The sequence below is a fragment of the Occultella glacieicola genome, assembly GCF_004353825.1.
Taxonomy (GTDB): Bacteria; Actinomycetota; Actinomycetes; order Actinomycetales; family Beutenbergiaceae; genus Occultella; species Occultella glacieicola.
Genome location: NZ_SMNA01000005.1, coordinates 451,115 through 477,176, shown reverse-complemented (window position 1 = coordinate 477,176; position 26,062 = coordinate 451,115). Strand labels below are relative to the sequence as shown.

Annotated in this window: 25 protein-coding genes; 21 read left to right on the top strand and 4 right to left on the bottom strand. The window is 72.1% G+C overall.

What is annotated here, in order from left to right:
* Positions 1–41: 41 nt before the first annotated feature.
* The 16 genes from dacB to EXU48_RS12480 all read left to right on the top strand — a co-directional run bounded on the left by dacB (position 42) and on the right by EXU48_RS12480 (position 19,504).
* Positions 42–1,466 carry a D-alanyl-D-alanine carboxypeptidase/D-alanyl-D-alanine endopeptidase gene (gene dacB / locus EXU48_RS12565; RefSeq protein ID WP_165962795.1) on the top strand — a complete coding sequence of 475 codons (1,425 nt, stop codon included), beginning with the start codon at positions 42–44 and terminating at the stop codon, positions 1,464–1,466.
* A 211-nt stretch (positions 1,467–1,677) separates the two neighbouring features.
* Entirely contained in the window at positions 1,678–2,751 is a 1,074-nt protein-coding gene (locus EXU48_RS12560; RefSeq protein ID WP_235856990.1) for a zinc-dependent metalloprotease, read from the top strand.
* A complete protein-coding gene (locus EXU48_RS12555; protein ID WP_207947715.1) occupies positions 2,751–4,139 on the top strand; it encodes a tRNA lysidine(34) synthetase in 1,389 nt (462 codons plus the stop codon). Before EXU48_RS12560 ends, EXU48_RS12555 begins: the two co-directional genes overlap by 1 nt.
* Positions 4,140–4,694, top strand: coding sequence for a hypoxanthine phosphoribosyltransferase (gene hpt / locus EXU48_RS12550; RefSeq protein WP_133107979.1), 555 nt, complete (start codon positions 4,140–4,142; stop codon positions 4,692–4,694). It abuts the gene before it with no gap.
* A 136-nt stretch (positions 4,695–4,830) separates the two neighbouring features.
* Positions 4,831–6,975 carry an ATP-dependent zinc metalloprotease FtsH gene (gene ftsH, locus EXU48_RS12545; RefSeq protein ID WP_133107978.1) on the top strand — a complete coding sequence of 715 codons (2,145 nt, stop codon included), beginning with the start codon at positions 4,831–4,833 and terminating at the stop codon, positions 6,973–6,975.
* Between the two features lie 14 nt (positions 6,976–6,989).
* Positions 6,990–7,580, top strand: a complete 591-nt coding sequence (gene folE / locus EXU48_RS12540; RefSeq protein ID WP_133107977.1) for a GTP cyclohydrolase I FolE — start codon at positions 6,990–6,992, stop codon at positions 7,578–7,580.
* 62 nt (positions 7,581–7,642) lie between these two features.
* Complete coding sequence (gene folP / locus EXU48_RS12535; protein WP_207947714.1) at positions 7,643–8,494, top strand: dihydropteroate synthase; 852 nt, start codon at positions 7,643–7,645, stop codon at positions 8,492–8,494.
* A complete protein-coding gene (gene folK / locus EXU48_RS25330; RefSeq protein WP_133107976.1) occupies positions 8,491–10,842 on the top strand; it encodes a 2-amino-4-hydroxy-6-hydroxymethyldihydropteridine diphosphokinase in 2,352 nt (783 codons plus the stop codon). The genes folP and folK overlap by 4 nt, the downstream gene beginning before the upstream one ends.
* On the top strand, positions 10,812–11,306 hold the full coding sequence (locus tag EXU48_RS12525) for a DUF3180 domain-containing protein (protein ID WP_165962794.1): 495 nt from the start codon (positions 10,812–10,814) through the stop codon (positions 11,304–11,306). The genes folK and EXU48_RS12525 overlap by 31 nt, the downstream gene beginning before the upstream one ends.
* A gap of 83 nt (positions 11,307–11,389) precedes the next feature.
* The gene (locus EXU48_RS12520; protein ID WP_133107974.1) at positions 11,390–11,884 is read left to right on the top strand and encodes a PH domain-containing protein; all 495 of its coding nucleotides are present in this window, start codon (positions 11,390–11,392) and stop codon (positions 11,882–11,884) included.
* Complete coding sequence (locus tag EXU48_RS12515; RefSeq protein ID WP_133107973.1) at positions 11,881–13,488, top strand: PH domain-containing protein; 1,608 nt, start codon at positions 11,881–11,883, stop codon at positions 13,486–13,488. The genes EXU48_RS12520 and EXU48_RS12515 overlap by 4 nt, the downstream gene beginning before the upstream one ends.
* A complete protein-coding gene (panC, locus tag EXU48_RS25420) occupies positions 13,485–15,371 on the top strand; it encodes a pantoate--beta-alanine ligase (RefSeq protein ID WP_328591643.1) in 1,887 nt (628 codons plus the stop codon). Before EXU48_RS12515 ends, panC begins: the two co-directional genes overlap by 4 nt.
* A gap of 9 nt (positions 15,372–15,380) precedes the next feature.
* Positions 15,381–16,940 (top strand): lysine--tRNA ligase, encoded by a 1,560-nt coding sequence (gene lysS / locus EXU48_RS12500; protein WP_207947713.1) that lies wholly within the window; start codon positions 15,381–15,383, stop codon positions 16,938–16,940.
* Positions 16,941–17,227: 287 nt separating this feature from the next.
* Positions 17,228–17,563, top strand: coding sequence for a histone-like nucleoid-structuring protein Lsr2 (locus EXU48_RS12490; protein WP_133107971.1), 336 nt, complete (start codon positions 17,228–17,230; stop codon positions 17,561–17,563).
* A 100-nt stretch (positions 17,564–17,663) separates the two neighbouring features.
* Entirely contained in the window at positions 17,664–18,692 is a 1,029-nt protein-coding gene (locus tag EXU48_RS12485; RefSeq protein WP_133107970.1) for a lactonase family protein, read from the top strand.
* 74 nt (positions 18,693–18,766) lie between these two features.
* Positions 18,767–19,504, top strand: a complete 738-nt coding sequence (locus EXU48_RS12480) for a phosphoglyceromutase (RefSeq protein WP_133107969.1) — start codon at positions 18,767–18,769, stop codon at positions 19,502–19,504.
* Positions 19,505–19,570: 66 nt separating this feature from the next.
* Here the strand turns inward: EXU48_RS12480 and phoU are convergent, their stop codons facing one another.
* Positions 19,571–20,236 carry a phosphate signaling complex protein PhoU gene (phoU, locus tag EXU48_RS12475; protein ID WP_133107968.1) on the bottom strand — a complete coding sequence of 222 codons (666 nt, stop codon included), beginning with the start codon at positions 20,234–20,236 and terminating at the stop codon, positions 19,571–19,573.
* Between the two features lie 225 nt (positions 20,237–20,461).
* On the opposite strand from phoU, the gene EXU48_RS12470 reads away from it, so the two are divergent.
* Both EXU48_RS12470 and EXU48_RS12465 read left to right on the top strand, forming a co-directional pair.
* Entirely contained in the window at positions 20,462–21,682 is a 1,221-nt protein-coding gene (locus EXU48_RS12470) for a sensor histidine kinase (protein WP_133107967.1), read from the top strand.
* Positions 21,660–22,349, top strand: coding sequence for a response regulator transcription factor (locus EXU48_RS12465; RefSeq protein WP_133107966.1), 690 nt, complete (start codon positions 21,660–21,662; stop codon positions 22,347–22,349). Before EXU48_RS12470 ends, EXU48_RS12465 begins: the two co-directional genes overlap by 23 nt.
* Positions 22,350–22,388: 39 nt before the next feature.
* Here EXU48_RS12465 and EXU48_RS12460 read toward each other — a convergent pair whose 3' ends face one another.
* A complete protein-coding gene (locus EXU48_RS12460) occupies positions 22,389–22,871 on the bottom strand; it encodes a hypothetical protein (RefSeq protein ID WP_133107965.1) in 483 nt (160 codons plus the stop codon).
* A 264-nt stretch (positions 22,872–23,135) separates the two neighbouring features.
* Between EXU48_RS12460 and EXU48_RS12455 the strand changes: the two genes are divergently transcribed.
* From EXU48_RS12455 to EXU48_RS12450, 3 genes are all read left to right on the top strand, one after another.
* Positions 23,136–23,618, top strand: coding sequence for a CarD family transcriptional regulator (locus EXU48_RS12455; RefSeq protein ID WP_133107964.1), 483 nt, complete (start codon positions 23,136–23,138; stop codon positions 23,616–23,618).
* Positions 23,619–23,740: 122 nt separating this feature from the next.
* Positions 23,741–23,905 carry a hypothetical protein gene (locus EXU48_RS24505; RefSeq protein WP_165962793.1) on the top strand — a complete coding sequence of 55 codons (165 nt, stop codon included), beginning with the start codon at positions 23,741–23,743 and terminating at the stop codon, positions 23,903–23,905.
* A complete protein-coding gene (locus EXU48_RS12450; RefSeq protein WP_133107963.1) occupies positions 23,902–24,624 on the top strand; it encodes a CPBP family intramembrane glutamic endopeptidase in 723 nt (240 codons plus the stop codon). The genes EXU48_RS24505 and EXU48_RS12450 overlap by 4 nt, the downstream gene beginning before the upstream one ends.
* Here the strand turns inward: EXU48_RS12450 and EXU48_RS12445 are convergent.
* Together EXU48_RS12445 and EXU48_RS12440 are read right to left on the bottom strand one after the other, a co-directional pair.
* Positions 24,590–25,570: a permease prefix domain 1-containing protein gene (locus EXU48_RS12445; protein ID WP_133107962.1), complete on the bottom strand. Its 981-nt coding sequence runs from the start codon at positions 25,568–25,570 to the stop codon at positions 24,590–24,592. The two genes, EXU48_RS12450 and EXU48_RS12445, sit on opposite strands and share 35 nt — an antisense overlap.
* A 14-nt stretch (positions 25,571–25,584) precedes the next feature.
* On the bottom strand, positions 25,585–25,914 hold the full coding sequence (locus tag EXU48_RS12440; RefSeq protein ID WP_133107961.1) for a PadR family transcriptional regulator: 330 nt from the start codon (positions 25,912–25,914) through the stop codon (positions 25,585–25,587).
* Positions 25,915–26,062: the final 148 nt, after the last annotated feature.

Here is a 26,062-nt window from a genome sequence, read left to right as displayed (position 1 = left end):
AGGTGGCGGCAGGTGGCGGCAGAGGACCGGATGGGGTGAGCGTGGCACGCACGAAACGGCGACGGCGGCGCCGTCGGGGACTCGCCGTCGGCCTCGTCCTCGCCCTGGTGATCGTCGGACTGGGTGGTTACGCCTACCTCGACATCACGGATCAGGCGCCCGGTGTGCTCACCGACGACCCGCCGTGGCCGGACGCGGACCCGTTCCCGGACCCGGCCTCGCCGACCGTGGCGAGCCCTGCCGAGGCACCCGGCGTCGACCCGGACGCACCGGTCCCGACGGCGGATGCGCTCGCCGCGCTGACGGCGCCGCTGTTCGAGGACGCCCGGGTCGGCCCCACCCCGGGGGTCTCGGTCCGGGACGTGGCCACCGGCGAGGAGCTGTACGCGTCGTCGGCCACCAACCCGTACGTGCCCGCGTCCACCCTCAAGCTCCTGACCGGGGTGGCGGTGCTCGAGACGTACGGGGACCGGCACACGTTCACCACCGAGGTCGTCGGCGCCGACGACGGCACCATCACTCTGGTCGCCGGCGGCGACATCACCGTCGCCGCGGACGCCGGTGACCCCGAGGCCACGATCGGTCACGCCGGGCTCGGCGACCTCGCCGAGCAGGTGGCCACGGAACTCCTCGCCCAGGGCCGCACCGAGGTCGCCCTCACCCTCGACGACACCCTGTTCACCGGCCCCGCGCTCGCTCCGGACTGGGGTGAGGTCGACCTGGCCGGCGGCTGGGCGATGCCGATCATGCCGCTCGCCGTCAACATCGGGATCGTCGACGGCGTCACGCGCCGATCCTCCGACGCCGCCCTGGCCGCGGCGGGGGACTTCGCGGCTGCGCTCGCGGCCCGCGGCATCACGGTCACCGGGGACGTGACCCGGGCGGCCCGGCCGGAGACCGCGACCGTGCTCGGCTCGGTGGAGTCCGCACCGCTGCGGGACATCGTGGCGTACATGATGCAGCACTCGGACAACGTCCTCGCCGAGGTCCTCGGCCGGATGACGGCCGTGCAGACCGGGCAGGAGGCCAGCTTCGTCGGCGCCGGGATCGCCGTGCTGGACGTGATCGCCCGGCTCGGCGTCGACGTCACCGGCGCGCAGTTCCAGGACACCTCCGGCCTGTCCCGCGACAGCACCCTCACCCCGCGGATGCTCACCGACACCACCGTCCTGATCGCCGCCGGCGGCCGGCCGGAACTGCTCGCCGCCGTCCAGGCCCTGCCCGTCGCCCACCTGGAGGGCACCCTGGCCGACCGGCTCGGCGACACCGACGCCGCCGGGACCCTGTCCGCGAAGACCGGCACGCTGCCCCAGGTGGTCTCGCTCGCCGGTCTGGTGACGACGTCGGACGGCCGCCTGCTCGCATTCAGCGTGCTCGCGAACTCCTTCCCGCCCGGCGCCGCCTACCAGGCTCGGGTCGCGATCGACGCGTGGGCGGCCGGACTCGCCGCGTGCGGCTGCTCCTGACCCACCCGTTCCCCACTCGTTGCCCACTTGTTCCGGGCTCCGCGCGTCCGACCCATCGGTGGGGGTGCTGGAGTGGCGACCACTTCGTCACTCCCGGCCGGCTCGGCCGCCGTCGGCCCGCATGTCGCGCCTAGGCTGGGGGGATGTATCCCGTCGCGCCGGTCCCACGCCTCACCCGCTCCGCTGCGCCGGCCCGCGGGGGAGCGAGCCGGTGACCGACGCCGTCGACTGGGACCTGGCCGCGCGCCGCGCGGCGCGGCTGGCCCGGCCCGGGCCCACGGCCGACCGTGAGGAACTGAGCGCGCTGGTCGCCTCGTTGCGCACCGGGGCGGTTCGCGCGCCGGAGTTCGTGGGCACCGTCACCGACCTGACCGAGGCCGCGGAACGGACCGCGGCCGGGCCCGTGTACGTGATCGACCGGCCGCGCTGGTCCGCGGGCAACCTGGCCATGCTGCGGCACCTGGTCGGCGACCTCATGCCGGTCCCGAAGGGCCCGGGCGGCCCCCGGTTCGCCGCCGAGGAACTCGGCGCGCTGCTCAGCCTGCTCTCCTCCCGGGTACTCGGCCAGTACGACCCGTTCACCCCGCCGTCGACCGGGACCGAGGGCGACGGCACGGTCACCGCGGGCCGCCTGGTCCTGGTGGCCCCGAACATCCTGCACGTGCAGCGCCAGCTCAACCTCCGGGCCGCCGACTTCCACCTGTGGGTCTGCCTGCACGAACAGACGCACGCCCTCCAGTTCGCCGCCGCTCCGTGGCTCGCCGACCACATGCGCACCCGGATGCGTGAGCTCATGGCGACCCTGCTCGTCGAGGAGGACGCGGCCTCCCGGATGCGGGACCTGATCGGCGCCCTGCCCCGAGTGCTGCGCGGCGACGGCGAGCCCGCGACCGCGAGCGCCGGCGGCGCGCTCCTCGGCGCGGTCCTGACCGAGGCCGAGCAGGAGGCGATGGACGCCTCGATCGCGGTCATGTCACTGCTGGAGGGGCACGCGGACGTGGTGATGGACGCGGTCGGCCCGCGGGTGGTGCCCACCGTGCGCACGATCCGCAAGTCCTTCGAGGCCCGCCGCGCCGGCCAGGGCTTCGTGGACACACTGCTGCGCCGGGTCCTCGGCCTTGACGCCAAGCTCGCCCAGTACCGCGAGGGCGCGGCGTTCGTCCGGGCCGTCGTGGCGAAGGTCGGGCACCCCGGCCTGAACGCGGTCTGGGCCGCGCCCGAACACCTGCCGTCCGCCGCCGAGATCGCCGACCCCGCCGCCTGGGTACGGCGGGTCCACGGCTAGTGCCACGGCTCGACCCCGCCGTCGCCGCGGTCCGTACTGCGGTGCGGACCTTCCTGCAGGCTCGACTCGACGATGGCGCCCTGACCCCGGGTGACCTTGTCCTGGTGGCCTGTTCCGGTGGTGCGGACTCGCTCGCGCTCGCGGCGGCCGCCGCGTTCGTGGCACCCCGGCTCGGGGTCCGCGCGGGCGCCGTCAGCGTGGACCACGGCCTGCAGGACGGCAGCCGTGCCGTCAGTGAGCGGGCGGTCGCCACGTGCGCCGGGCTCGGCCTGGACCCGGCCCGGGTGCTGACGCCCGACGGCGGCGGGGTGCGCGAGGACGGTTCCACCAGGCGGGTGGTCGCCGCTGGGGGATCGGCCGGTGCGATGGGCGAGGACGGTTCCGTCGAGCGGGTGGTCGCCGTGGGGGGAGCGGCCAGTGGTGCGGCGGGTGGGCACGGTCCCGTCCCGGACGCGGCCGAGGGTCGCGTGGGTGGCGCCAGGGGCGAGGGCCCGGAGGGCGCCGCCCGGTTGCTGCGGTACGAACTGCTCGACGCGGCGGCGACCGAGTTCCACGCCGTCGGGGTGCTGCTCGGGCACACCCGGGCCGACCAGGCCGAGACGGTTCTGCTCGGTCTGGCGCGAGGCTCCGGCACCCGCGCGCTCGCCGGCATGGCGCCCGTGCGCGGGCGGTTCTGGCGCCCGTTGTTGGACGTGAGCCGCGAGCAGACCCGGCGGGCCTGCGAGGTGGGCGACCTGCTGGTGTGGACGGACCCCACGAACGCGGCCGACGGACCGCTGCGCACCGCCGGCGGCGCCGCACTGCCCCGTGCGGCCGTGCGGGATCGCGTGCTGCCCGAACTCACCCGCGCCCTCGGTCCCGGGGTGGAGGTCGCGCTGGCCCGCACCGCGGACCTGGCCCGCGACGACGCCGATCTGCTCGACGAGCTCGCCCGCGGCCTGCTCGAGGACGCTCGCCACCGCTCGCGCAGCGACCTCCGGTCCGGCGCCGACCTCCAGGACGGCGCCGACGCCCGGGCCGGTGTCGACCTCCAAACCGCCACCGGCCCCCAGGACGGCACCGACGCCGTCGGGCCCGCCGTGGTGCTCGAGGTGTCGGTGCTCGTCGACGCCCACCCGGCCCTGCGCCGTCGGGCCCTGCGGCTGGCCGCCCTCGAGGCCGGCGCCGACGACGGCGCGCTCGCCCGGATCCACGTGCGGGCCCTCGACGCGCTCCTGACCGACTGGCACGGGCAGGGTCCCATCCACCTACCCGGGCCGACCGAGGCGGTCCGTCGGTATGGCAGGCTGTTCCTGCGCGCTCCGGAAGCGTCGGCTCGCGCCGCCGCACCCGATGATCCGCACGGACCGACAGCACCTCATCGACACAGTGACAATCGGGAGAGTTGAGTGGACGCCAACGACATGGGCTCGGACCTGGAGAAGGTCCTGGTCAGCGAGGCGCAGATCGCGACCCGGCTCGATGAGCTCGCGGCCCAGATCGACGCCGACTACGCGGGCCGGGAGCTCCTGCTGGTCGGCGTCCTCAAGGGTGCGGTGATGGTCATGGCGGACCTCTCCCGCCGGCTGCACACCGACCTCAAGATGGACTGGATGGCAGTCTCCTCCTACGGGTCCGGCACGAAGTCCTCCGGCGTGGTCCGTATCCTCAAGGACCTCGACACCGACCTGCTGGACAAGCACGTGCTGATCGTCGAGGACATCATCGACTCGGGGCTGACCCTCTCCTGGCTCGTGTCCAACCTCCGCAGCCGCAACCCCGCCTCGCTCGAGATCGCGACCCTGCTCCGTAAGCCGGACGCCGCCAAGGTGGACGTGGACGTCCGCTACATCGGCTTCGAGGTCCCGAACGAGTTCGTGGTCGGCTACGGACTCGACTACGACGAGCGCTACCGCAACCTGCCGTTCGTCGGCACGCTCGCACCACACGTGTACCAGAGTTGAGCCGGCTGCCGGGTGCGCCGGGCTGGCTCGGCGTTCATGCCGTCGGCGAACACATGACGGGATTCCCGGCCCCGTCGTATAGCGTCACGGTCTAACAGTGCGAGCAGGAGGGACGGGGCCCGGCCCCACACCGAGGATGAATGTGAAGAAGTTGTTGCGCGGGCCGCTCATCTGGGTGCTCCTTCCGCTGGTCATCATCTTCGTGAGCTTCCAGCTCATGAGCGGCGGCGGAACCCGGCAGATCGACACGTCCGCGGGTCTGGAACTGCTCGCCGGGGACACTGTCGAGCAGGCGCAGATCACCGACGGTCAGCAGCGGGTCAACCTCACGCTCACCGAGGACTACCTCGTCGACGGCGACGAGGAGCAGAACATGGGCCGCGACGTCGAGTTCTACTACGCCGCCCCGCAGGCCGAGACCGTCGCCGAGGCGATCGCGACCGCCGAGCCGGAGGGTGGGTACAACTCCGTCGTCCCGCAGACCCCGTGGTGGTCCTCGCTGCTGATGACGCTGCTCACGGTGCTGCTGCTGGTGGGGCTCTTCTGGTTCCTGATGTCCCGCCTGCAGGGCGGCAACTCCCGGATGATGAACTTCGGGAAGTCCAAGGCCAAGCAGGTCTCCAAGGAGGCTCCGAAGGTCAAGTTCAGCGACGTCGCCGGCGTGGACGAGGCCATCGAGGAGCTCGAGGAGATCCGCGACTTCCTCACCGAGCCGGCCAGGTTCCAGGCCGTCGGGGCGAAGATCCCCAAGGGTGTGCTGCTGTACGGAGCGCCGGGTACCGGCAAGACGCTGATGGCGCGCGCCGTCGCCGGCGAGGCCGAGGTCCCGTTCTACTCGATCTCCGGTTCGGACTTCGTCGAGATGTTCGTGGGTGTGGGTGCCTCGCGCGTGCGGGACCTGTTCGAGCAGGCGAAGGCGAACGCCCCGGCGATCATCTTCGTGGACGAGATCGACGCCGTCGGTCGTCAGCGTGGTGCCGGCCTAGGCGGCGGGCACGACGAGCGTGAGCAGACCCTGAACCAGCTCCTGGTGGAGATGGACGGGTTCGACGCGAACGCGAACGTCATCATGATCGCGGCGACGAACCGTCCGGACATCCTCGACCCCGCCCTGCTCCGCCCGGGGCGCTTCGACCGTCAGATCTCCGTCGAGTCACCGGACCTGAAGGGCCGCCAGGCGATCCTCGAGGTGCACGCCAGGGGCAAGCCGATGGCGCCCACGGTCGACCTGCACGCCGTGGCCAAGCGCACCCCCGGATTCAGTGGTGCCGACCTGGCGAACGTCCTGAACGAGGCCGCCCTGCTCACGGCCCGCACCGGGCTGGAGCTGATCGGTGACCATGAGCTCGACGAGGCGATCGACCGCGTGATCGCCGGCCCGCAGAAGAAGTCCCGGATCATGAACGAGAAGGAGCGCAAGCTCACCGCCTACCACGAGGGCGGGCACGCGCTGGTGGCGGCGGCGCTCCGGTACACCGACCCGGTCACGAAGGTGACGATCCTGCCCCGTGGGCGAGCCCTCGGGTACACGATGGTGATGCCGGCCGAGGACAAGTACTCGACCACCCGCAACGAGCTGCTCGACCAGCTCGCGTACGCGATGGGCGGTCGGGTCGCCGAGGAGATCGTCTTCCACGACCCGACCACGGGTGCCTCGAACGACATCGAGAAGGCCACCGCGACCGCACGCAAGATGGTCAAGGAGTTCGGCATGAGCGAGCGCGTCGGTGCGATCCGGCTCGGGCAGGCCGACGGCGAGGTGTTCCTCGGCCGCGACATGGGCCACCAGCGGGAGTACTCCGAGGACGTCGCCGGGCTCGTCGACGACGAGGTCCGCCGGTTCATCGACTCCGCCCACGACGAGGCGTGGGAGATCCTCACCCACTACCGCCAGGTGCTCGACGACCTCGCGCTCGCGCTGCTGGAGCGGGAGACCCTGAACCAGGCGGAGCTGGCCGAGGTGTTCATCCCGATCACGAAGCGGGAGCCGCGCCCGGTGTGGCTGTCCAGCCAGCACCGCGCCGTCAGCGACGTGCCGCCCGTGCAGTCCCCACGCGAGATCGCCAGCGGCGACGCGCCGATGCTGCCGCAGGACCAGGCCGCAGCGGCCGGTGACGACGAGGCGCCCGCCGAGACGATCGTCGAGGTTCCGGAGCGGTTCGCCTACCCGGGCGAGTCCACCCCGGGCGCCGGCCCCGGGCAGGCTGGGCAGAGTGGCTCGAGCGGGTCGAGCGGGTCCGGCGAGCCCGGACCGGACACGCCCACGTCGGGTCAGGCCTGAGGAGGCGGACCGACATGGCCGAAGAAGTACGTCCCGCTCGCCCGTATGACGCCGAGGGTGTCGAGCGGGCCGTCCGGGACCTGCTGATCGCGGTCGGGGAGGACCCCGACCGGGACGGCCTGCGGGACACCCCGAAGCGGATGGCGAAGGCCTACACGGAGATCTTCGCGGGGCTGCATGCCGAACCGGAGGACGTCGTCCAGACCTTCTTCGAGATCGAGCACGAGGAGATGGTGATCGTCCGCGACATCGCCGTCTACTCCACCTGCGAGCACCACCTGCTGCCGTTCCACGGGGTCGCCCACGTGGGCTACATCCCGTCGGTGGACGGCACCGTCACGGGCTTGAGCAAACTGGCCCGGCTGGTCGACGTGTTCGCGAAGCGGCCGCAGGTCCAGGAACGGCTGACCAGCCAGATCGCGGACGCACTGGTCCGGCTGCTGGATGCCCGCGGCGTGATCGTCGTCGTCGAGTGCGAGCACCTGTGCATGTCGATGCGCGGGGTGCGCAAGCCGGGTGCGCGGACCGTCACCTCGGCGGTGCGCGGTCAGATGCGGAACACGGCCACCCGCGCCGAGGCGATGAGCCTCATCGCGCGCGACTGAGCGATGGCTCGCGCCCGTCGGGGAGTGGAGGTCGCACGCCGGCGACTGGATAGGGTGGCCGGATGACACCGCGAACGCTCGTGATGGGCGTGGTCAACGTCACCCCGGACTCGTTCAGCGACGGCGGACAGTGGTTCGAGCAGGACGTCGCGATCGCCCATGGGCGGCACCTGCTCGCGCAGGGCGCGGACATCCTCGACATCGGTGGTGAGTCCACCCGTCCGGGCGCGGAACGGGTCAGCCTCGCCGAGGAGCTCCAGCGGGTGGTCCCGGTCGTCGAGGCCCTGGCCGCCTCCGGGTCCGTGATCAGCGTGGACACCATGCGGGCCGAGGTCGCCGAGGCCGCGCTCGAGGCCGGCGCCGAGATCATCAACGACGTCTCCGGCGGTCTCGCGGACCCACGGATGGTGCCGCTCGTCGCCGCGGGCGGGTTCCGGTACGTGGTCTCGCACTGGCGCGGCCACGCCGACGTCATGGCCGAGCGAGCCGGTTACGGCGAGGTCGTCGGCGAGGTCGTCGCCGAACTCCGCGGGCGCCTCGAGGCGCTCGTCGCGGCGGGCGCCGATCCCGCGCGGCTCATCGTCGACCCGGGCCTGGGGTTCGCCAAGAACGGGGCCGACAACTGGCGCCTGCTCGCGGGACTCGACGCCCTGACGGCGCTCGGCCATCCGGTGCTGATCGGAGCCTCACGCAAACGGTTCCTCGGGCAGTTGCTCGAGGCCGCGGGGGCAGAGTCGCTGCCGGTGTTCCGGGACCGAGCCACGGCCGCGGTCACCGCCCTGGTGGCCGCCCACGGGGTGTGGGGCGTGCGGGTGCACGAGGTGGCAGGCTCCGTGGACGCCGTCAGGGTGGCCCAGGCCCTGCGTTCGGCGCAGAATGAAGCCATTTCGGACGGTCGAGAAGGGACACCATGAACTCCGAGGACAACCAGGTCCACGACGTCATCCGCCTCATCGGGCTGGGTGGGGTTGGCCGCCACGGCGTCCTGGCCGAGGAACGCCGTGACGGCCAGACCTTCCTCGCGGACGTCACGCTGCACGTCGACACCCGCGCCGCCTCCGCCAGCGACGACCTCGTCGACACGGTCGACTACGCCGCGGTGGCCCAGTCGGTCGTGGCGATCATCGAGGGCGAGCCGGTCCAGCTCATCGAGACGCTCGCGGCCCGGATCGCGGACGCCGCGCTCGCGCCGAACGCGGTCCGGTCGGTCGAGGTGACCGTGCACAAGCCGGAGGCGCCGGTCGGGGTGCCGTTCACCGACGTGCAGCTCACCATCCGGCGCGACTCGGTCACCGGCCCCTGGGCCGCCGGGGACGACGCAGCCCCGGAGGCCGTGCCCGCCGGTGCTGGTGGGGCGATGGCCGCTGCCGCGCTCGGGCATGCGTCGCCCGCTGCCGACTCGATGTCTCCGGCCGCCGCCGCGGACGAGTCGTTCGACGGCGTGCCGGGCGTCCCCGAGGAGGCCGCCGAGGAGCCCGGCGCCGCCCTGCATCGGGTGCCGGACGAGCCCGCGGAGGTGGTCCTCTCGATCGGCGGCAACGTCGGCGACGTGCGGGCGACGTTGCGGGCCGCGGTCGCGGATCTGCGGGAGGTCCCGGGCCTGAGCGTCGCGACGGTGTCACCGCTCGCTCGCACCGCCGCCGTCGTGCTCCCGGACGCGATGCCGCAGCCCGACTTCCTCAACGCCGTCGTGCTCGCCAGCACCACGCTGTCCCCGATGGACCTGCTGGACCGGGTGCACGAGATCGAGGACGCCCACGGCCGCCAGCGTCGCGAGCGCTGGGGCGAGCGCACCCTCGACATCGACATCGTCGCCTATGACGGCATCTCCAGCGCCGAGTCCGAACTGACCCTGCCGCACCCGCGGGCCAACGAGCGGGCGTTCGTGCTCGTTCCGTGGGCCCAGGCGGACCCGTCGGCGTTCCTGCCGGGCCTCGGCGGTGGGCCGGTCGCGGCCCTCGCCGAGACCGCTCCGGACCGGACCGGCGTGCGCTGGCTCGCCCTCGACTGGCTGGACGCGACGAACGGGCCGCGGTCCCACGCCGCCGAAGCCGCCCCGGCGCCCGAGCCGGCCGCGGCCGAATCCGCCGGCGAGCCGGCCCCGCCGGAGTTCGTCAGCCGGCCGGCGCCCGTTGCCCCGGCGGAGTCAGAGGCCCCGCCGGCGGTGCCCCCGCCGGCACCGGTGCCGCCGCCGGCACCGGTGGCCCCGGCCGACGCCGAGCTGCCGCCCGAGCCCGAGCAGTCCGGCGCGGGTTGGGCCCTCATCGACCCGATGGCATCCGAGGCGTCCGGGATGCCCCCGGCCGTTCCGCTGGCCACGGCCGACGACCTCCCCGAGCCGGCTGCCTCCGAGTTCGCCGCCCCCGAGCAGGCCGGCCGCGAGTCGGTCGAGGACCTCGAGCTGCTCGCCCATTCCGGCCCAGCAGCCACTGACGGACCTCACAGCCCTGACGGCACTGGTGCCGTCGACGGCGAACACGAGTCGGCCGATCCGGAGCCGTTCGCGGAGTCCGTGTACGGGCGGCCCGCGGCCGAGCAGCCAGGCGGATCGACGTTCGGGCTTCCTCCGGAGGCCCAGGTGCCCCGGACCGATGGCCCGGCCCGGAGGTCTGCGTTCGAGCCGTTGCCCCCGAGCCCGGCCCCGACGTACCAGGCGCCGCCGGTGCAGCCCGGAGCGCACGAGCGGCCCTCCTACGGGCAGCCCTCCCAGGAGCAGTCCTCCTATGAGGAGCCGGGCAGCGAGCAGCCCTCCTATGGGCAGCCGTCCGGGCAGACGTCCTACGGGCAGTCGTCCGGCGAGGCGCCCGGACCCGCCCGGCCCGGCCCCACCGAGCCGCCGGCCCATGAGCCGCCGCCCTACGAGCCACCCGCGCCCCCGCAGCCGCCCGGCCACGAGCCGCCGCCCTACGAGCCACCCGCGCCCCCGCAACCGCCCGGCCATGAGCCGCCGCCGTACCAGCCGTCCCCCTACGAGCCGCCCGCACCGCAGCCACCCACCCACGAGCCGCCGGCGCCGTCCGGCTTCGAACCCCAGGCGCCGCCGTCGGGCTTCGAACCGTCCGCGCCCGAGCCACCCGCGGCCGAGCCCTCCCCGGGGTTCGTCCGGTCCGGACCGGCGTCGTTCCCACCGGCCGACGATGACGGCGAACTGGACGAGCAGACCCGTGGGCCTGGCCGGCGCTGGACCGGACCGGAGTCCGAGCCGGAGGCCCAACAGCAGGCCACTCCGAAGTGGCAGCCGCTGCGCCGCGACCCGAACTGACCGTGCAGCGGGTCGGCTGGCGGGTGCTGGCAGCCACGATCATCGTGGCCGGAACCATCGCCGTCATCGGGCTGCGCTGGTGGGACAGCCGCGGGAACACCCTCCCGCCGGTCTCGCCGGCGGTCGTGGTGCTGCTCGCCGTGGTCGCGGCCGGCGTCGCGCTGCTGGGCCTGCGGGTGCGGCGGGGCGTGCGCGCACGCACGATCACGGACCCGATCGGCGCGGCCCGGATCCTCGTGCTGGGGCAGGCCGCCGCGCTCACCGGTGCGGTGCACGTCGGGTACTTCCTCGCGGTCCTGCTGCTGTCGCTGCCGCGCGCCGAGGCCCCCGACCCGCGCGAGCAGGCGTTCGCCGCCGGCGTGGCGATCGTCGTCGCCGGGGTGCTCATCGCGGCCGGCCTGTTCACCCAGTGGTGCTGCAAGGTGCCCCCCGAGGACGAGGACGACGGCCCGGCTCCCGGCTGAGTTCGTCACCCGGGTGGTCCGCCCCACGGCCCTCCACCGCGCGGTGGACGCGAAACCCCCGGCCGATCGGGGAGAATGGCCGCATGCCCACACCGACCAGCCCTGCACTCGACATCGAGGGCGTGCAGTGGCGCCCGATCTCCCTACGCCTGATCCCGGTGCGCCAGATCTCCGTCGGGATCTTCCTCGGTCTGCCCGGCCTGGTGACGATCTGGCCCGCCATCGTGGTCGGTTCGGCGATGTGGCTCCTCCCGATCGGGCTGCTCGCGCTGACCGCCTGGCTGCTCTGGCTGATCCCGCGGCAGGTCCGCGCGATCGGTTATGCCGAGCTCGAGGACGACCTGCTCATCCGACGCGGGGTGATGTTCCGCTCCCTCGTGGTGGTGCCCTATGGGCGGATGCAGTACGTGGACGTCGAGGCCGGCCCGATCGCGCGCAAGATGAAGATCGCCGCCGTGCAACTGCACACCGCCTCGGCCGGCTCGGACGCCTCGATCCCCGGACTGGCCGAGGAGGAGGCGGCCCGGCTGCGCGATCAACTGACCGCTCGCGGTGAGGCGAGGCTGGCCGGCCTGTGAGCATCGACCGCGCCACGAAGGCGGAGGTGGACTGGCGCAAGCTGCACCGCGTCACCCCGCTGCTGAACGCCTGGAAGGTCGCGGCCGCGCTGATCGCGATCTTCGTCTGGCAGTACTCCGACACCCTCGGGCAGCTGGATCTGCCCGCCACCCAGCTCCTGCTCGTGATCATCGGTGTCATCGTCGTCGGCTCGCTGATCGGCCTCGGCTACTCGGCCCTGGCCTGGAGCCGGACCCGGTACGGCGTCAGCCCGGAGAGCGTCTACCTGCACTCCGGTGTGCTGTTCCGCCAGCAGCGCCACCTCCGGCTCGACCGGGTGCAGACCGTGGACGTCACCCAGCCGCTGCTGGCCCGGCTGTTCGGCTTCGCCTCGCTCAAGATCGAGTCGGCGGGCGGGGCGGGCTCGAACCTGACCCTGTCCTTCCTCACCGAGGACGAGGCGCAGCGGCTGCGCAACGAACTCCTGGCCCGGGCCGCCGGACTGACCGTGGAGGAAGCGGCCGACGGCGCCGCGGCACCCTCCGCACCAGCCGCACCCGAGCGCGAGGTGCTCGCGCTCGCACCCGGCCGGCTGGTCGGCTCCCTCGCCCTCTCGTTCTGGGTGATGGCGTTCGTGATCGCCGGGGCGGTGCTCGTCGTGCTGGCCGTGGTGAACCAGAGCCTCGCGCCGTTCCTCGGCGTCGCGCCCGCCCTGCTCGGTGCGGCCGCGTACGTGTGGAGCCGGTTCGCGGGGGAGTTCGCCTTCCGAGTCGCCACCTCGCCCGACGGCGTGCGGGTGCGGCAGGGCCTGCTCGAGTCGAAGGCCCGGACGGTGCCTCCGGGCCGGGTGCAGGCCGTGCAGGTGACCCAGCCACTGCTGTGGCGCAAGCGCGGCTGGTGGCGCCTGCAGGTGAACATCGCCGGCTACGGCGCCGAGGAGACCACGGGCAGCGTGTTGTATCCGGTCGCCACCACCGAGGAGGTCGGCCGGCTGCTGTACCTGGTCCAGCCCGACCTCGGCGACCCGCGGCCGCTCGAACTGCTCGAGGCCGGCCTGTCCGGCACCGGCGGCGACGAGGGCTTCGTGACCTCCCCCCGCCGGGTGCGCTGGCTCGACCCGTGGGTCTGGCGCCGCACCGGCTTCCGGGTCACCGACACCGTGACGATCCTTCGAACCGGCCGTATCTGGCGCCGTCTGGTCATCGTGCCGCACGAGCGCACCCAGTCCCTCGGCCTGTCCGAAGGGCCGCTGGACCGACGACTGCGGGTCGCCAACTTCTCGCTGCACTCCACCCCCGGCCCGATCACGCCGATGGTCACACACATCGACGCCGACACTGTCCGCGAGTTGCTCGTGGACGTCGCCGACCGGGCCCGCCGGGCCCGTCGCGAGGCCGGGCCGGAGCGCTGGATGCTGCCCCGCACCGCCCGGCTGGCCGTCGGCGCCGAATCCGGCCCCGGTGAGGAGACCGGCGGTTCCGGGGTCGCCGGCCCGGCCGTGCCACCGGGCGTCTACGGCGGGATCCTGCCGAGCCCGCCGGTGCGCCCCGTCTACGGTGGCGTGCTCCCGGGGCGCAGCGCGGGTACGACCAGCCCCGGCGACGGTGGCAGGATGCACGGGTGACCTCACGACCTGGACGGCTCGGCGTCGGGGTCGTCGGTGCCGGCCGGGTGGGGGCGGTGCTCGCGAGCGCCCTGCGCTCGGTGGGGCACGCCGTCGTCGGCGCCAGCGGAGGGTCCGAGGACACCCTCGAGCGGATCGACGCGCTGCTGCCCGGCGTGCCGGTCCTCGACGTGGAGGCGGTCGTCGAACGGAGCGAACTCCTCCTGCTCACCGTCCCCGACGACGTGCTCGGGGACCTGGTCTCCGGCCTGGCGACCCTCGGGGCATTCCAGCCCGGACAGCTCGTCGTGCACACCGCCGGCCGGTACGGCACCGGTGTGCTCGCCCCGGCCCGCGCCGCAGGCGCGATCCCGCTGGCGATCCACCCGGCCATGACGTTCACCGGGACCAGCCTGGACCTGGCCCGGATCGTCGGCGCCCCGTTCGCGGTCACCGCCGCAGGCCCGGTGCTGCCGATCGCGCAGGCCCTCGTGGTCGAGATCGGCGGCGAACCGGTGGTCCTCGGCGAGGACGTCCGTGGGCTCTACCACGCGGCCCTCGCCCACGGCGCGAACCACCTGGTCACCCTGACCGCTCAGTCCATCCGACTGCTGACCGCGGCCGGGGTGGAGGACGGCGGGGCCCTGCTCACGCCGCTGCTCCAGGCCGCGCTCGACGGCGCACTCCGCGGTGGCGAGGCGTCGTTGACCGGGCCCGTGGTCCGCGGCGACGTTGGCACCGTGCGCGAGCACCTGACCGCCTTGGCCGAGGCCGACGACGGCAGGCCCGGACTCGTCGACATCGCTCCCACCTACGTGGCACTCGCGCGCGCCACGGTGCAGCGCGCGCTGGTCAACGGCCGGATCGGCGAGGCCCGGGCCGGCGAACTGCTCGACGCCCTGGAGAGCGCCACCCCGGGCGGCCCACCACCGGCAGCCACCGCGGCAGGGGCTACGCGGGCGAGTGCCGCCGTCGACCGGCGTGCCGACGGTGAAGCCACCGACGGCGAGGCCACCGACGGCGATGACGGCGATGACGGCCCGGTCGTCGTGCACACCGTCGCTGACCTGCGGGCGGTCCGCCCGCGCGGCCGGCGCGCCGTCGTGATGACCATGGGCGCGTTGCACGCGGGGCACGTCGCGCTGGTGCGCGCCGCTCGGCAGCTGGCCGACGAGGTCGTGGTGACCGTCTTCGTGAACCCGTTGCAGTTCTCCTCCGAGGCGGATCTCGAGACCTACCCACGCACGCTCGACGCGGATGTGGCGGTGCTCCGCGCGGAGGGCGTCGACGTCGTGTTCGCGCCGTCCGTGGACGAGGTGTACCCCGGCGGGGAGCCGCAGGTGCGGATCGTCGCCGGTCGGATGGGCGAGTTGCTCGAGGGGGAGCACCGGCCCGGGCACTTCGACGGGATGCTCACCGTGGTGCACAAACTCCTGAACCTGACCGGCCCCGACGTCGCGCTCTTCGGGCAGAAGGACGCCCAGCAGCTCGCCCTGGTGCGCCGGATGGTCGCCGATCTGAACATGGGCGTCGACGTGGTCGCGGTCCCGACCGTGCGCGACCCGGACGGGCTCGCGCTCTCCAGCCGGAACGTGCACCTGTCACGGACGGATCGCAGCGCCGCCCTGGTGCTCTCCCGGACGGTGCGCGCGGGCGCGGGGGCCGCGCTGCAGGGGCGCCCGCCGGCGGACGTTCTCGAGGCTGCGCGCGCCGAGCTGGCGACCGCGGACCCGGCGCTGGTGCGGGTCGACTACCTCGAGCTCGTCGACCCGGTGACGATGACCGCCTACCCCCGGGAGGGCGAGCCGGCCGAGGACGGGCTGCTCGTGATCGCCGCCCGCGTGGGCTCCACGCGGCTCATCGACAACGCGGTCGTGAGCTGGGCCGATCCGCGTTCTCGTTAGGATTGGGGCGTGACCGACGAGACCCCGCCCTCCACCGTGCCGACCGAGCCGAACCTCATCGGTGGCTCTGTCGGCTCTGATGACGCCGATGGTGACGACCTGCCCGAGCAGGTCCGGATCCGGCGGGAGAAGCGCGAGAAGCTGCTCGCCGACGGGATCGAGCCGTACCCGGTCACGCTGCCGGTCACGGACAGCATCGCCGGGGTGCGGGCCGCCCACCCGAACCTCGAGCCGGGCACCGAGACCGACGATGTCGTGGGCGTCACGGGTCGGATCGTGCACCTGCGCAACACCGGGAAGTTGTGCTTCGTCACACTCCAGGACGGTGCCGGGAGCCGGCTGCAGGTGATGGTCTCACTCGCCGAGGTGGGTCAGGAGTCGCTCGAGAGGTTCAAGGCGTTCGTGGATCTGGGCGACCACTTCTACGCGCACGGCCGGGTGATCGCGTCCCGCCGCGGAGAACTCTCCGTGATGGCCGACTCGTGGGAGATCGCCGCGAAGGCGATCCGCCCGCTGCCCACCCTGCACAAGGAGTCCTCGGAGGAGTCGCGGGTGCGGCGCCGCTATCTCGACCTGATCTCTCGCCCGGCGGCGCGGGACATGGTCCGCACCCGGGCCGCAGTGGTGCGGTCCCTGCGGGACTCCCTGCACGCAAGCGACTTCATCGAGATCGAGACGCCCATGCTGCAGACCATGCACGGGGGTGCGACGGCCCGGCCGTTCATGACGCACATGAACGCGTTCGACATCGACCTATATCTACGGATCGCGCCGGAACTATTCCTCAAGCGCGCCGTGGTCGGCGGCATCGACCGCGTCTTCGAGATCAATCGGAACTTCCGAAATGAAGGGGCGGATTCCTCGCACTCTCCGGAGTTCGCCATGCTCGAGGCCTATCAGGCGTACGGCGACTACAACACGATGGCGACCCTCACCAGGGAACTGGTACAGACGGCGGCCCGTGATGTATTCGGCGGCACCGTCATGACGTTGTCGGACGGAACCGAGTACGAGATCGGGGGCGAATGGCAGGACCTGTCCCTGTATCTCTCGCTGTCGGAGGCGGCCGGTGTCCGGATCACCCCGCAGACCCCGGTATCGGAATTGCTCGCTCTCGCGGAGAGGGTGGACGTCGCGATCAACCCCGCTATTGCGACGCCGGGCAAGGTCGCGGAGGAACTCTGGGAGCACTTTGTGGGGCAGCACCTGTATGCCCCCACATTCGTGCGGGACTTCCCCGTGGACACCTCACCGCTGACCCGTGCGCACCGGGAGATCGAGGGCGTCGTGGAGAAGTGGGACCTGTATATACGTGGATTCGAACTGGGCACCGCCTATTCGGAGCTCGTGGACCCGGTGATCCAGCGGCAGCGCTTCGAGGCGCAGGCGCAGCTCGCTGCCCGGGGCGACGTCGAGGCCATGCGTGTGGACGAGGAGTTCCTGCAGGCCATGGAGCACGGCATGCCGCCCTCCGGCGGGATGGGGATGGGCGTGGACCGCCTCCTCATGGCGCTGACCGGGCAGGGGATCCGGGAGACCATCACCTTCCCATTGGTGAAGCCCCGATGAGCGGACTCTGGGATTCTCTGGCGGCACTCGCACCCTCGGTGGGGGTTGCCTTTCTCTTCATCGTGGCCATTCGGGCGATGGTCCACGCGGATCGTCGTGAACGTATTGCCAGGGCGCGCGTGGAGGCCGAAGAGGACGCGCGGACGGACCGAGAATCGCGCGATGGGAAAATGTGACGTTGGTGGCACGTTCAACGATCTTTGACAGGTTGTTCTCCTCGGTGGCATTCTGAGCGCGCACGCATTGTTGGGCATTTCGCCCGTCTCTTGAGAGCAAGGAATACACACATGGCTCAGAAGGTCCGCGTCCTCCTCATCGATGACCTCGATGGTTCGGACGCCGTGGAGACCGTGACGTTCGCCCTCGACGGTGTCACGTATGAGATCGACCTGAACGAATCGAATGCGGCGGGAATCCGTGAGTCCTTTGCCTCATGGATCGGACACGCCCGGCGTTCCGGTGGGCGTCGTAGCACGGGGACGGCTCGTCGCTCGTCCGGTACCTCGCGCGGTGCTTCCGACGCCGGAAAGATTCGTGAATGGGCCCGCGAGAACGGCTTCCAGGTGAGCGATCGTGGTCGTGTCTCCGCGGAGATCCGTGAGGCCTACGCAAAGGCCCACTGACCCGGGCGTCGTGGCCGTCGCGATCACGTGAGCGAGATCGCATCCGTGGACCGCGCGCACTCGTCCACCGTCATGGCATCCGACCGTTAGGTTGGGTGCCATGACTGTTGTCCAGCACATGTGGATCGGGTCGACCTCGACCGCGCAGATCCCCGGCGGGATCTGGCGGCTGAACCGCTCGGCCGGCGGCGACTGGGCGGACTCGACGGCGCAGCGGATGCTGACCGCGGACCACCCGAGCTTCCTCGCCCTGCACCCGGCCGCGGACCGGCTGTTCGCGGTCGGGGAGGGAGACCCAGGGACCGTCTCCTCCTACGCCGTCGATGCCGAGTGCGCGCTTCGCCGGACCGCGGTGACCGGTAGCGGCGGCGCCGGGCCCTGCCACCTGCTCGTGCACCCCCAGGGGCACTGGCTGTACGCCTCGAACTACGGCGACGGCAGCCTCGGGGCGATCGCCCTGACGGAGGCCGGCGATGTCTCCGACCACGTCGTGAGCCTGCCGCATGCCGGGTCCGGACCGGTGTCCGGTCGGCAGGACGGGCCGCACGCGCACTCGGCGAACCTGTCCGCGGGCGGGGAGTTCCTGATCGTGGCGGACCTCGGCACCGACCAGTTGCGGGCCTACCCGCTCGACATGGGTCGGCCCGATCCCGAACCGATCCTGACCGATCTGCCGCCCGGTACCGGGCCGCGCCATCTGGTGGTCGCGGGCGACTTCGTGTACGTGGCCGGGGAGCTCAGCGGCGAGGTGCTGGTGCTTGCCTGGGACTCCGACGGCGGCCGTGGCGAGGTGATCCAGCGGGTGGCCGCCTCGACCCTGCCCGGGCGCAGCGCGGACGTCCACCAGCTCTCGCACCTGCTCGCCCACCGCGACAGCCTGGTGGTCGGGGTGCGGGGCGCGGACGCGATCTCCACCTTCTCCGTCTCCGAGGACGGCTCGCACATCGAGCTCACCGGTGAGGTTGTCACGGCCGCGTGGCCACGTCACCACGAGATCGTCGGATCCGAGCTCCTGGTCGCCGGCGAACGTGCCGACGAGGTCGCCATCCACCCGATCGCCGACGGCGTCATCGGCCCGGTGCGGGCGAGCGTGGCCCTGCCCACCCCGATGTTCATCCTGCCGGTCTGAGGCGTTCGCCCGGGCCGGCGCCGGTTCGCGGTACCCGGTCGTGGCCGGTCGCCGCGATGCGGCAGACTGGAACCATGACGTACACCCTGGTACTGCTCCGCCACGGCGAGAGCGAATGGAACGCGAAGAACCTGTTCACCGGTTGGGTCGATGTCCCGCTCTCCGAGAAGGGCACCGCCGAGGCCACCCGCGGTGGGGAACTGCTCGCCGAGGCCGGTGTGCTGCCGGACGTGGTGCACACCTCGCTGCTGCGCCGGGCCATCTCGACGGCGAACCTGGCCCTGGACGCGGCGGACCGGCACTGGATCCCGGTGAAGCGGAACTGGCGCCTGAACGAGCGCCATTACGGCGCGCTGCAGGGCAAGGACAAGAAGCAGATCCGCGACGAGTTCGGCGAGGAGCAGTTCATGACCTGGCGCCGCTCCTACGATGTGCCGCCGCCGCCGATCGAAGCCGGTTCGGAGTTCTCCCAGGATGCGGACCCGCGCTACGCCGGCGAGCCGATCCCCGCCACCGAGTGCCTCAAGGACGTGCTCGAGCGCGCGCTGCCCTACTGGGAGAGCGACGTCGTCACGGACCTGCGCGCCGGCAAGGTGGTCCTCGTGGCCGCCCACGGCAACTCGCTGCGGGCCATCATCAAGCACCTGGACGGCATCGACGACGACACCATCGCCGGGCTGAACGTGCCGACCGGGATCCCCCTCGTCTACGAGCTCGACGACGACCTCAGGCCGACCACTCCCGGTGGGCGCTACCTCGACCCGGAGGCCGCGAAGGACGCGATCGCCGCGGTGGCCAATCAGGGCCGCTGACCGTTCCGATCACGACGAAGGCCGGGCCACCCGACTCGGGTGGCCCGGCCTTCGTGATCGCGGCGCTCAGGCCTTGTTGTAGTCGCCGAGGTGCTCCAGGTCGCCGGTCACCAGGTAGGAGATCCGGCGGGCGATGGCGACGGCGTGGTCACCGAAACGCTCGTAGAACCGCGCCAGCAGCGTCACGTCCACGGTCTGGGCGGTGGTGCCGGCCCACTCCGGGCTGAGCGTCAGATTGAAGGTCTGCTGGTGCAGGTGGTCGAGCACGTCGTCGTCGCGCTCGACCGCGGCCGCCAACTCGAGGTCGTGCGTCTCGAGCAGCCGGACCACGTCCGTGGCCGCCTTGTCCGCAGCTTCCCCCATCGCCGCGAACAGGTCGCGGGCCGGTTCCGGGATCGCCAGCTCCGGGTACCGGAGCCGAGTCACCTGGGCGACGTGCCGGGCGAGGTCGCCCATCCGCTCGATCGAGGCACTCATCCGCAGCCCCGAGACGATGATCCGCAGGTCCGTGGCGACCGGCTGCTGCCGGGCCAGCAGGTCGACGCACCGGTCGTCGAGCTCGCGTTCCAGCTGGTCGATCGCGTCATCGGCGGCGATGACCTGCTCGGCCGCCTGGAGATCGGCCGCCGCGAGTGCCGTGGAGGCGTCTCGGACCGCCGTCTGGACCTGCCGGCTCATCTGCAGCAGGCCCTCACCGACCGCGCTCAGTTCCTGCTCGAAGATCGCTCGCACCCGATCATTCTCCTCTTCTCGTTGCGGGCGACCGCCCGCCGTTCCAACCGTTGGCCGTGCGTACCCGCGGCGGTCGCGTCTCTGTGGACCCGACTCCCCGACGTGCGCACACGTACTCCTCAGAGTCCCACGCCACGGTGAACGAGCGATGCACCCACGGTGAACAACAGGCTACCCGGCCACCGGCGGCCGAGGGCACCCGATGGCGGGGCCTAGTCTGGCGCTGTGGACGGTTCGTGGGCACTGATCGCGGTGGGCCTGGTCGGCCTGCTGGTCGGTGCCGCGGCCGCCCTGGCGTTCCGATGGAGCGAGCGCAGCCACGCCCGCGAGCCCGAGGTCGCCAAGCCGGCGGTCTCCTACGACGTGGCCGCGCTGCTGTCCGCACTGCGTTCGACGTCCGTGCTGCTCGGGCCCGGGGGAGAGGTCCTGCGCGCGAGCCCGGACGCGTATGCGACGGGCCTGGTCCGCAACGGCCGTCTCACGCACGCGACGCTGAACGACCTCGTCGCTGCCACGCGCGCCGACGGCCAGATCCGTGACGAGCACCTGGAGGTGCCTCGCTCGGCAGTGCCGGGCGCGGACCGGCTGTCCTTCGAGGTCCGGGTCGCCACGATGGCCGGCGGCCGGGTCCTCCTGCTCGCCGACGACCAGACGGCGCAACGTCGCCTCGAGGAGGTTCGCCGGGACTTCGTGGCGAACGTCTCGCACGAACTGAAGACGCCGGTCGGGGCGATCGCACTGCTCGCCGAGACGGCCGCGGACGCCGCCGACGACCCCGAACTCGTGCGTCGGTTCGCGGGGAAGATGCAGCGGGAGGCGGTCCGGCTGTCCGCCCTCGTCCAGGAGATCATCGAACTGTCAAGACTCCAGGCCCCGGACAACGAGGTCGGCTACGTGGACGTCTCCGTCGACGGCGTGGTGACCGAGGCGGTGGACCGGATCCGGGTCGAGGCGGAGTCCCGCGAGATCACGGTCGTCGTCGGCGGCACCACGGGCCTGCACGTGCTCGGCGACCATGCGCTCCTGGTCACGGCCGTCCGGAACCTGCTCGACAACGCCCTGCGCTACTCGGACAACGGCACCCGGGTGAGCGTGGGCGTGCGGCCGCGCGACGGGATCGCCGAGATCGCGGTGGTCGACCAGGGCCCGGGAATCTCCAGCGAGAACGCCGGGCGGGTGTTCGAACGGTTCTTCCGCGTGGACCCGGCCCGGTCCCGGGACACCGGTGGCACCGGGCTCGGCCTGAGCATCGTCAAGCACGTGGCCCAGAACCATGGCGGCGAGGTGACCCTCTGGTCCGCGCCCGGCCGCGGTTCCACGTTCACCCTGCGTATTCCCCTGGCAGACGACAGCAGCGACGGCGGCGCGCCGTCCCGCGATGAGAAGGCACCGCCCACCTCGGCCGGTGCAGGAGGAGAGACCCGTGACCCGCATCCTGCTCGTTGAGGACGAGGAGTCCTACCGCGAACCGCTGACCTACCAGCTCACCCGCGAGGGGTTCGAGGTGGTCCCGGTCGCGACCGGCACCGACGCCCTGGTGGAGTTCGACCGCGCGGGCGCCGATCTGGTCCTCCTCGACCTCATGCTGCCGGGGCTGTCCGGGGTCGAGGTCTGCCGCGAGCTGCGCCAGCGCAGCGCGGTCCCGGTGATCATGCTGACCGCCAAGGACGGGGAGATCGACAAGGTGGTCGGGCTGGAGATCGGCGCGGACGACTATGTCACCAAGCCCTACTCCTTCCGGGAGCTCCTGGCCAGGATCCGTGCGGTGCTGCGGCGTGGCAACGAGTCCATGGACGCGCTCACCCCGGCGGTGCTCAGCGTCGGCCGGATCCGGATGGACACCGACCGGCACGTGGTCACCATCGACGGTGAGGAGGTCGCGCTCCCGCTGCGCGAGTTCGAGCTGCTCGAGCTGCTCCTGCGCAACCCTGACCGGGTGCTCACCCGGGGTCAGCTGATCGACCGGGTCTGGGGAGCCGACTACGTCGGGGACACCAAGACCCTCGATGTCCACGTCAAGCGGATCCGGGCCAAGATCGAGGTGGATCCGGTCAACCCGCAGGTGCTGGTGACCGTGCGCGGTCTGGGCTACAAGCTCGTCGACCAGCGCTGAGGCCGACGGGCGCCGGGCCGTCCGATCCGGCCCGCCGGGTCACTCCTCCTCGGGAGCGGCGGGCACGAGTTCGTCATAGGGCGCGAGGGTGCCGTCCAGGACCGGCACCGCCACGCTGACCGAGCCCTCCTCGGGCGAGGAGAGGATCACGTCGATCGTGGCGCCCGGGGCGGCAGGCACGGACGCGATGGTGACATGCTCGTGGTCGGGCTCGAGCAGGACCGTCGAGCCGCCGTCGACCTCGACCGTGACGGCCTCGGCGCTCTCTCCGACCGACAGGCTCACCGTCGTCGGGGACTCCCACCGGTTGACCAGCGCGCCGATCAGGACACCCTCGGCGCCCTCGGCCGGAGACAGGATGAGCAGGTTCTCGCCGCGGATCTGGTCGCCGATCTCCACCTGGATGCCGTCGCTGGGGGCGGTGCCGTACTGGGTCACGATCGGGGAGCAGGCGCTCACGGCCACGACCGCGGCGGATGCCATCAGCAGGGACGCCACGAGGCGGCGGGAGTTGCGAGCCACGAGGCTCTCCTTTCGACGATGCCCGCGCCGTCGGACGCGCGCGTGGACGCGGGTAGGGCGAGGACGTTCAGGACCTGGCCGTCAGCCTAGTGCCTGTCCGGTGGGGGGCGTGGCCTTCACATTCTCCGCAAGATCCTGCTCGCGCATGCCGGGGCCGGAGTGGCCGGAGCCTACCGCCATGACCTGCGCAAACGTCGGACGCCCGCGAAATTGCCCGCGTTTCGCGTGGTAAACTTGGGTCTTGCGAAAGGGGAGTGCGAGCACATGACCTTCACAGTCGGCGAAACCGTCGTCTACCCGCACCACGGTGCAGCCCTCATCGAGGAGATCTCGAAGCGGATCATCCGAGGGGAGGAGAAGCTCTATCTCCGGCTCAAGGTGGCGCAGGGTGACCTGACCATCGAGGTACCGGCGGAGAACGTCGATCTGGTCGGAGTTCGCGACGTCGTCGGCAAGGAGGGCCTGGAGAAGGTCTTCGAGGTGCTGCGCGCACCGTACACCGAGGAACCGACCAACTGGTCGCGTCGCTACAAGGCCAACGTCGAGAAGATCGCCTCGGGTGACGTGATCAAGGTGGCCGAGGTGGTCCGCGACCTGTCCCGTCGCGACGCCGACCGCGGCCTGTCCGCCGGCGAGAAGCGCATGCTGGCGCGCGCCCGTCAGATCCTCGTGTCGGAGCTCGCCCTGGCTGAGCACACCGAGGAGGAGAAGGCCGAGGCCATCCTCGACGAGGTGCTCGCGTCCTGACCCGCGGGGGGAATCCGCTCCTACCGTGCCGGCGGCCGTCGGCACGGTAGGGACAACCCTCGGATCCGGTCCGGGTGCAGGCCCCCTGGGTCGGCTCGGCGCACGCCTGTTGGCTGGTGGGTATGACCACACCGACCACCGCACCGGCCCGCGCCGGCATCGCTCCCGCCCCGCAGAAGGTCCGCGGGTTCATCGCCCTCACCTTCGCCCTCACCTGGGCCCCCTGGCTGGGTGCCCTGGCCCTCGGCGGCGACCTCGACCGCCCGTCGTCTTCGTCCTGTACGTGATCGGCGGCTTCGGGCCTAGTCTGGCCGCGCTGGTCCAGCGCCTGCGCGGCATCCGCACCCCCAGGTCGGCCAGGGTCTCCCGGATCGCCCGGTGGCTCCCGGCGGCGGCCCTGCTGGGAGCGGCCCCGGCGGTCATCGCGGCGGTGGCCGGCCCGCTGTTCGGCGCCCCGGCGCTCACCATGGACGACGTCACGGCCACGTTCGCCGGATCCGGGCTGCTCCAGTTCCTGCTGATCGCCACCGTGGCCGGTCCGCTCGCCGAGGAGTTCGGCTGGCGCGGCTACCTCCAGCCGCGGCTGCGGGTCCGGCTCTCGCCGGTCGCCACCGCCGGTGTGCTCGGCACCGTGTGGGCGCTCTGGCACCTGCCGCTGTTCCTGCTCACCGGGACCTGGCAGTCGACGCTCGGCCCGGTGGAGGGGCTGGGCTTCCTCGTCTCGATGGTGCCGATGTCGCTGACGTACTGGTTCATCAGCGAGCGGCTGCGCGGCGGGGTGCCCGCGGCCGTCGTGATGCACTACGCCGGGAACGTGGCGCTGTCCCTGCTCCCGTTCACGGCGCTCGCCGGAGGTCTCTGCTTCCTCGTCGGCGTGCTCGGCATCGCGGCGGCGCTGCTCGTCGCGGTGGCCCGGACGCCCGCGGCGCCACCCGGTGACCGCCCCGCCAATCGGACCGTGCCTACGGGGCTCAACGGCCGCCGTCGGACCTCTCCTTCGGCGTGAACGACTCGATGCCGACCGCTACGGCCGCGAACAGCACCCCGGCGACCGGCCAGACGAGCCAGGAGCGGTCCCAGGCGTTTCCGATGAAGCTCCAGGCGAGGAACACCGCCGCCGCGACGATCCAGTACGGACCGGCGATGCGTCCGGTGAGCGAGTTCGACGCCCGCTTCTCCGGCGCGTAGTCGCCCTCGGCGGTGAGCCGGTCGAGCGCGCCGCGGCGCAACCCGGCCTCGATCAGCAGCGCGACGGCGAGCCCGATGGCCACCAGCATGGCCGCGACGGCCAGGTTCGTGACGGGCTCCGAGTCCGGGTACATCGTGTCGAGCGTCGCGGGGATCGCGACCGAGAGGATGATCACAGCGACACCGGCCGCGATCTTCACCACGAACGAGGTCTGTTCCCGCTCGCGCTGCTCGCGGTAGGCGGCGGCGACCTGGGGCTCCAGCCGCAGCTCCTTGTCCTTGAGCCGGTCGTAGCGCGACATCGACGCCCCGGCCACGATGAAGCCCGCCACCGCCCCCGCGATCGCCACGAAGAACGCCACCAGTGACAGCGGGTGGGGGTCCGACCCGGCGCCGTCGCTGAACAGGACGAGCTGCGCGATGCCGAGCAGGATCACGAGGACGCCCCCCGACACGAGCCAGGCACCCCGGCGGCGGACGGCGAGGTACCGCTCGGCCTCCCCGTGGGAGAGGTCGATCGGCGCGTCCGGGCGACCCGCCCGGTCGAGCTCGCTGCGGATGCCGAGATCGTCGGCCAGTTCGTCGAGGTTGCCGAACTGGGTGATGACCCGGCCCACGGCCTCGTGCTCGCTGACCCCCTCGGCGAGCAGCTCGCGGTAACGGTCCTCGCTCATCTGCAGGAGCTCGGACCGAGCACGCGCCACCTCGGCGGTCGGCGGCAGGCTACGGAAGATGTGGTCGACATAGGTCGTGATGGCATCCATCTTGGGCATCCCTCTCAGTGGGGGTCGCGGACGAAACGGCCGACGAGGGCCACGGTCTGGCGCCACTCCTCGCACTTCTCGTCGTAGAAGCGGCGGCCGAACTCGGTGAGTCGGTAGTACGTGCGGGCACGTCCCTGGCTGTGCGTGCCCTGGAACGAGGTGACGGCCCCGGTCTTCTCGAGCCGGCGGACCGCCGAGTAGAGGGTGGTCTCCTTCATCTCGTACTGGCCCCGGGAGAGCTCCTCGATCCGTTTCGAGATCGCGTATCCGTACGAGGGCTGGTCGAGCAGCGACTCAAGCACCAGGAGATCCACGTAGCCGCGGATGAAGTCTGCGCTGATCATCACATCCCTCTCCCCCCCCCGACTGACGTAGTAATTACTGTATCTGTCGTACTACGTCAGATCAAGTAGTTGTGCGAGACGCATGGGAGGTGGACCCGTGGGCCGGGTGTGGAGAGCATGCCGCCGGCGCCGCGCTCGTGCCCGCATG

What these genes read in the sequence shown, in the direction of transcription:
- ftsH (WP_133107978.1), top strand. Translation starts at nt 4,831, where the DNA reads ATGAATGTGAAGAAGTTGTTGCGCGGGCCGCTCATCTGGGTGCTCCTT.
- folE (WP_133107977.1), top strand. Translation starts at nt 6,990, where the DNA reads ATGGCCGAAGAAGTACGTCCCGCTCGCCCGTATGACGCCGAGGGTGTC.
- folP (WP_207947714.1), top strand. Translation starts at nt 7,643, where the DNA reads ATGACACCGCGAACGCTCGTGATGGGCGTGGTCAACGTCACCCCGGAC.
- folK (WP_133107976.1), top strand. Translation starts at nt 8,491, where the DNA reads ATGAACTCCGAGGACAACCAGGTCCACGACGTCATCCGCCTCATCGGG.
- EXU48_RS12520 (WP_133107974.1), top strand. Translation starts at nt 11,390, where the DNA reads ATGCCCACACCGACCAGCCCTGCACTCGACATCGAGGGCGTGCAGTGG.
- EXU48_RS12490 (WP_133107971.1), top strand. Translation starts at nt 17,228, where the DNA reads ATGGCTCAGAAGGTCCGCGTCCTCCTCATCGATGACCTCGATGGTTCG.
- EXU48_RS12485 (WP_133107970.1), top strand. Translation starts at nt 17,664, where the DNA reads ATGACTGTTGTCCAGCACATGTGGATCGGGTCGACCTCGACCGCGCAG.
- EXU48_RS12480 (WP_133107969.1), top strand. Translation starts at nt 18,767, where the DNA reads ATGACGTACACCCTGGTACTGCTCCGCCACGGCGAGAGCGAATGGAAC.
- EXU48_RS12455 (WP_133107964.1), top strand. Translation starts at nt 23,136, where the DNA reads ATGACCTTCACAGTCGGCGAAACCGTCGTCTACCCGCACCACGGTGCA.
- EXU48_RS24505 (WP_165962793.1), top strand. Translation starts at nt 23,741, where the DNA reads ATGACCACACCGACCACCGCACCGGCCCGCGCCGGCATCGCTCCCGCC.
- EXU48_RS12445 (WP_133107962.1), bottom strand. Translation starts at nt 25,570, where the DNA reads ATGGATGCCATCACGACCTATGTCGACCACATCTTCCGTAGCCTGCCG.
- EXU48_RS12440 (WP_133107961.1), bottom strand. Translation starts at nt 25,914, where the DNA reads ATGATCAGCGCAGACTTCATCCGCGGCTACGTGGATCTCCTGGTGCTT.